This window comes from Nocardia amamiensis NBRC 102102 (assembly GCF_001612745.1).
Lineage (GTDB): Bacteria > Actinomycetota > Actinomycetes > Mycobacteriales > Mycobacteriaceae > Nocardia > Nocardia amamiensis.
This window is the reverse complement of record NZ_BDBA01000328.1, coordinates 1-5,669: the sequence shown is the minus strand read 5'-3', so window position 1 is coordinate 5,669 and position 5,669 is coordinate 1. Positions and strand designations below refer to the sequence as shown.

General features: G+C 72.7%; 1 protein-coding gene and 2 pseudogenes. All 3 read left to right on the top strand.

Annotation, left to right across the window (positions count from 1 at the left end):
• Window positions 1-1,474, top strand: a pseudogene (locus NA4_RS36990) (exodeoxyribonuclease V subunit gamma); the annotation flags it as partial.
• 235 nt (window positions 1,475-1,709) lie between these two features.
• Complete coding sequence (locus NA4_RS36985; RefSeq protein ID WP_067480658.1) at window positions 1,710-5,108, top strand: UvrD-helicase domain-containing protein; 3,399 nt, start codon at window positions 1,710-1,712, stop codon at window positions 5,106-5,108.
• Window positions 5,105-5,669 (top strand): annotated as a pseudogene (locus tag NA4_RS36980) (exodeoxyribonuclease V subunit alpha); the annotation flags it as partial. The gene NA4_RS36985 and the pseudogene NA4_RS36980, both read left to right, overlap by 4 nt.

The following is a 5,669-nucleotide window of genomic DNA, read 5'->3' as shown; positions in this document are numbered from 1 at the left end:
TTCGCGGCTGGCCGCGCGGCCGACCCGGGCCAATTTCCGTACCGGGGAGCTGACCGTCTGCACGATGGTGCCGATGCGGTCGGTGCCGCACCGGGTGGTGGTGCTGCTCGGCTTGGACGACGAGGTGTTCCCGCGCGCGAGCGGCGCGGACGGCGACGACCTGCTGGCCAGGCAACCGCTGCTGGGGGAACGGGATCCACGCAGCGAGGACCGGCAGCTGCTGCTGGACGCGGTCCTCGCGGCCCGTGACGCGCTGCTGGTGTTGCACACCGGTGCCGATCCGGTGACCGGAGCGCACCGCCCGCCCGCCATCCCGGTCGCCGAACTGCTGGACGCGCTGCGAGCGCACGTCGGCGCCGCGGCGATGGAGGCGGTGGTCACGCGGCATCCGCTGCAAGACTTCGACCGCCGCAACTTCCGGGCCGAGCGTCCGTTCAGTTTCGACACCGCGGCGCTGGCCGGAGCGCACGCGTCCGGTCGGCCCGCGCAGCCGCGTCCGGCGTTCCTGCCCGCGCCCTTGCCGCCCGCCGAAAAGGCGGATGTTGCGCTGGCCGACTTGATCTCGTTCGCCGAGCATCCCGTGCGCGCATTCCTGTGGCAGCGCCTCGGCCTGCGCGTCCCGGAGCACGAGGAGGACATCGCCGACCGGCTGCCCATCGAACTCGACGGGCTCGCCAAGTGGGAACTGGGCGAGCGCCTGCTCGCCGCTCGCCTGACGGGAGCGGATCCGGCGGGCTTGCGGGCGGCGGAATGGCGGCGCGGCACACTGCCGCCCTTCGGTTTCGGCGCGGCCGTCCTCGACGAGGTGGAGCACACCGTGGACCGGTTGGTGCGCGCCGCGCAGGCGGACTACGCGGGCGCCCCGCGCGCCGTGGATATCGCGGTGGATCTGGGCAACGGACGCAGGCTCACCGGCACCGTGCCGGAGGTGCGCGGCGAAGCGCTGGTCCGCACCACTTTCTCCCGGCTCGCCCCGAAACACCGTGTCGGCGCGTGGGTTTCATTGCTGGCGCTCGCCGTCACCGAGGACCGGTCGTGGCACGCGGTGAGCACCGGTCGTGGCCAATTCGGCCGTCCCGCATGGCGTAGTGAGCTCACCGCACCCGATGCGCCGGTCGCCGGAGAGATCCTCCGCGAGCTCGTCGCGCTGCGCGACGCGGGGCTGACCGAACCGCTGCCCGTCGCACCCACCGCCACCGCGGTCTACGCCGAACGCCGCTTTCGCGGGGCGGGGGCCGAGGACGCGATCGCCGCGGCGGAGCGGGAATTCAACGGCGGCCCCAACGGTCCCGGACCATTCGGCGATCACACCGACCGCCACCTGCGCTACGTCTGGGGCGCGGCGCCGCGGCTCGACGATCTCATGGCGGCGCCCGCGCCCGCGGGAGAGCGGGGTGAGACCACTCGCTTCGGTGCGCTGGCCCGGCGGATCTGGGCTCCGCTGCTTGCCGCGGAAAGCCAGGGGCAGCCGTGACCGGTCACGATGCGGCCGGTCGGCGTCGCCGATTGCGCGCGATCCCGTGGGCGCCGCGGGAATCCGCCACCGTCCTGGCGCGTGTTGGTCGCCCTTGCGCGGTCGCGTACACGGCAGAATGGCAGCTCGGACAGTCGTATCCGGCTGGTACATCGGATCCGGTCAGCGCGATCCACCGCGCGTTCGTGACGTCCGCGGACCGCGTGACAGTCGGCGGCGCAGGAGGGAGGCACGCGTGACCGTCCAGGAAGCCTCCTTCCCCGCGGCCGCGTTCGACGCCGCCGCGTTCGAGCCGTACGGGCCCTTGCCGACCGGAACGACCGTGCTGGAAGCCAGTGCGGGCACCGGCAAGACGCATGCCATCGTCGGGCTCGCCGTACGCTACGTCGCCGAGGCCGGTATCGAGGTGTCCCAGCTGCTGCTGGTGACGTTCAGTCGCGCCGCCACCCAGGAGCTGCGGGAACGCACCCGCGATCGGTTCGTCGCCGTCGCCGCCGGATTGGCCGACCCGGGCGCGGCGCGGGCACACGCCGACGAGCTGGTCCGGTATCTGGCCGACGCCGACGCAGCGGAGGTGCGGCTGCGGCAGCGCCGCCTGCTGACGGCGCTGTCGGATTTCGACGCGGGCACCATCGCCACCACGCACAGCTTCTGTCAGCGCATGCTCGACGAACTCGGGTTCGCGGGCGAACACGAGCCAGGCACCCGGCTGGTGGAGACCGTGGACGACCTGGTCGCCACGGTCGTCGACGATCTGTACCTCGACCGGTACGCCCGCGCCGAACCACCGTTCCCGGTCAAGGAGGCCCGCACGCTCGCGCTGGCGGCGGTACGGGACCGGCACGCGGCGCTCGTCCCCGACGAGTCCGGTGCGAGCGAGCGGGTGGCGTTCGCGCACGCCGTCCGCGCGGAGACCGAACGACGCAAACGGCTGGCCGGGCTGCGCGACTTCGACGACCTGCTGGTGCTGCTGCACGACGTGCTCGCCGATCCCGAGCACGGCCCCCGCGCGTGCCGCCGCATCCGGGCGCGCTACCGCGTCGCCCTGGTCGACGAGTTCCAGGACACCGACCCACTGCAATGGGACATCCTGCGCAGATCGTTCCACGGGAATACCACGCTGGTCCTGGTCGGCGACCCGAAGCAGGCGATCTACGCCTTCCGCGGCGCCGAGGTGCTCAGCTACCTGGACGCGGTCGCGCACGCAGACACCCGCAAGGAGCTCACCACCAACTGGCGCAGTGACGCGGGACTGCTGGCCGCGCTGGAGCACCTGCAAGGTGGTGCCACGCTGGGGCACAAGGAAATCGGCGTGCATCCGGTCACCCCGACCAGACCGTGGTCGCGGTTGTCCGGTCCGGAAGAGCTGATCACCCCGATGCGCGTGCGATGCCTGCCCCGCACGGGCGCCGGGCCGCTGAACAAGTCCGGGTTCCCGTCCGTTGGCCGCATGCGAGCAAAGGTCGCCGACGACTTGGCCGCCGACGTCGTCCACCTGCTCGAATCCGGCGTGCTGCTCGACGGGAAAGCGGAACCCCTGGTAGCCGTGTCGGATTCGGGCGCACCGGAGATCGGTGACGCGGCGCGCAGGCCGATCGGACCTGGTGACATCGCGGTGCTGGTGCGGACCCGTTCGCAGATCGAGGTGGTGCGTGCCGCGCTGGACCGCGTCGGCGTCGCCTCCGTGCTCGCCGGTGGCACCAGCGTCTTCGCGACCAGCAGCGCGACCGACTGGCTGTGGGTGCTGCGGGCGCTGGAACAGCCGCACCGCGGCGACCGGGTTCGGCTGGCCGCGTGCACCCCGCTGCTCGGCGTCACCGCGGCCGAGATCGACAGTGGGGGAGCTGATCTCGTCGGGCGGGTCAGCGCGCAATTGCGCGAGGCAGCGCGGCTGTTCACTCGCGCGGGCTTCGCGGCCGTCTTCGAGAAGATCGCCGCCGAGGCGTGCCTGGCGCAGCGGCTGCTGGCCGTGGAGAACGGGGAACGCCGGCTCACCGACCTGCGGCACATCGCGCAGCTGCTCGATCAGGTCGCGCTCACCGAAGGACTCGGGCTGACCGCGCTGACCCGATGGCTGGCCGACCGGGTGCGCGATCCCGCCTCCGGAGCCGTCGCCGACCGCAGCCGCAGGCTGGATCGGGACGCCGCCGCCGTGCAGATCGCGACCGTGCACGCCAGCAAGGGACTGGAATTCCCGGTCGTCTACCTGCCGTTCGCCTGGGACAGCGCGAAGAACCCGTACCCCGCGACGCTGCTGTTCCACGACGACGAGGGTGCGCGCGTGCTGGACGTGGGTGGTCCGGACGCGCCGGGCTACGCCGAACGCAAGGCACGCAGCGAATCCGAGGAAGCGGGAGAGGAGCTGCGGCTGTTGTACGTCGCGCTCACGCGGGCGATGTGCCAGATCGTCGCCTGGTGGGCGCCGGCGATCACCACCGCGGCGTCCCCGCTGCACCGGATGGTCTTCGGGCGGGCCGACCGCGGCGCGGCGGTCGCCACGCGCGCCACCGTGCCCGCGGATGCCGTTGCCGCGTCGGCTCTTTCGGCGTGGGCACAGGACGCGGGAGCGGCTGTCTCGGTGACGCCGGTGGCGGTGAGCGACGACGTCGCGATCCGCCGGGTGCGTACCGAACCCGTGCTCGGCGAGCTGGCGGCCGCGCGGTTCGACCGCGTCCTGGATCAGCAGTGGCGGCGCACCTCGTACTCGGCGCTCACCGCGTCGGCGCACGGACCCGCCGGTCTGGACACCGGCAGCGAACCGGAGGACCTCAGGGGTCCCGGCGACGAGCCCGCGAGCGCACCGTCGATCGGCGCGTCCGAGCCGGAGCCCACCGGCGCCGTCTCGCTGATGAACGCGCTGCCCTACGGCGCGGAATTCGGCACGCTCGTGCACGCCGTGCTGGAACGGATCGACACCGAGCGCACCGACCTGGCGACCGAGGTAGGCGAGCGGTGCCGCGAGGCGGTGGCGGAACTGATGGCCGCGGCGGACCCCGAACAGCTCGCCACAGCCTTGCTCGCGGTGCTGCGGACACCGCTCGGGCGCGGCTGCCTGGCCGATGTCGCCCGCCGCGACCGCCTCGCCGAACTCGAGTTCGAACTGCCGCTGGCGGGTGGCGACCGAACCGGCGCCACCGCGCCGACGCTGCGGCGGATCGCGGACCTGCTGCGCGCCCACCTCCCGGCCGACGACGACCTGTATGAGTACGCGAACCTGGTGGCGGCGCTGGAAGACGTACCGCTGCGTGGCTACCTGACCGGCAGTATCGATGCGGTGCTGCGCGTCCCGGATGACGCGGCGCCGCGGTTCGTCATCGTGGACTACAAGACCAACCGGCTGGGTACCGGCGATCTCACCGTCGCGCACTACACGCGCGACCGGATGGCCGCCGAGATGCTGCGCTCCCACTATCCACTGCAGGCGCTGCTGTATTCCGTTGCGCTGCATAGATATCTGCGCTGGCGGCTGCCGGGCTACGATCCGGCGCGTCATCTCGGCGGCGTTCGCTACCTGTTCGTGCGCGGCATGATCGGACCGCAGACGCCGTCCGGTTGTGGCGTCTTCGACTGGCATCCGCCCGCCGATCTGATCGTCGCACTGTCGGCGCTGCTGGCCGGGGAGGCCGGGCGATGACCTCGATTCAGGTGGCGCAGCGGGGAACCGGCTTGTTGCGCACCTTCAACGAGGCGGGTGTGCTCTCGGCCGCCGACGTGCACGTGGCGCTGCGGCTGGGCAGGCTGGGCCGGGAATCGTCGGAGGAGGTGCTGTTCGCCGCGGCACTGGCGGTGCGCGCGGTGCGCTCCGGCTCGGTGTGCCTGGAACTGCACCGGATGCGGGAGATCGGCGTCGACGCCGACGAAACCTGGGACGCCGGTATCGATCCGGCGACGCTGCCGTGGCCGGACATCGCGGCGGTGGTGGCCGCGCTCCGGGTCAGCCCGCTGGTGTGCGGCGGCCCGGCGGGACCGTTGCGGCCACTGCGGCTGGTCGAGTCTCGCGGGCCGGGCGACTCCGGCCCGCTGCTGTACCTGGCTCGGTACTACCAGCAGGAGCAGACGATCCGGCGGGTGCTCACCGAGCGGTCCGCGCATCACCCGGTAGTCGATCCGCGGATGGTGCGGCGCGAGCTGGACCGGTTGTTCGACGCACCGGCCGGCGCGGCACCGGACCGCCAGCGGCTGGCGGCGGCGCTCG